1 protein-coding gene is annotated in these 651 nt (G+C 71.6%); it reads left to right on the forward strand.

Features of this window, described 5'->3' with window-relative positions:
• On the forward strand, positions 1-651 hold a 651-nt coding region (locus tag ACDELDRAFT_RS23360), incomplete at both ends, for an aminotransferase class I/II-fold pyridoxal phosphate-dependent enzyme (RefSeq protein ID WP_005801933.1).

The following is a 651-nucleotide window of genomic DNA, read 5'->3' on the forward strand; positions in this document are numbered from 1 at the left end:
AGGCCCCAGCGGCTACGACGTGGCGGCCGACCTGCCCGCGTTGCTGGACGAGGCCGGGCGGTGGTTGGCCACGCAGGGCTTGCCGAGAGCGGAATTGGGTGTTTTCTCGGGCACCCTCGATGGGGTGGAACGTGCCTTGCGCACGCATACCCATCCCGGTGATGGTGTGGCGGTGGAAGACCCGTGCTGGCCTCCGATGGTGGCGCTGCTGCACAGTCTGCGCCTGCGGCCCGTGCCGCTGCCCGTGGATGCCCAGGGCCTGTGCGTGCCCACTGCCACCGCCCTGCGCGGCTGCACGGCCCTGGTGATCACCCCACGGGCGCACAACCCCACCGGCGCTGCCATCAGCGCGGCGCGCTGGAAAGCGCTGCGGCGCCAGCTGCAGGCGCGGGCCGATCTGCTGGTCATCCTGGACGACCACTGGGGCCCGTTGAGCGCGGCGCCGCTGGCCATGGCGGGGTCGATGCCACCCCTGTGGCTTCACGTGGCCTCGGTGAGCAAGTTCCTTGGCCCCGACATGCGCTTGGCTGTCGCCACCGGCACCGGCGCGCTCATGCAGGCGATGCGTGCACAGCAGGCGCTTGGCCCGCGTTGGGTGAGCCGGATACTGCAGGGCTTGGCCGCGCACCTGTGGCGGCAGATGCGAGAGAG

The sequence above is a fragment of the Acidovorax delafieldii 2AN genome, from assembly GCF_000175235.1.
In the GTDB taxonomy this organism is placed as follows: Bacteria; Pseudomonadota; Gammaproteobacteria; order Burkholderiales; family Burkholderiaceae_C; genus Acidovorax; species Acidovorax delafieldii_B.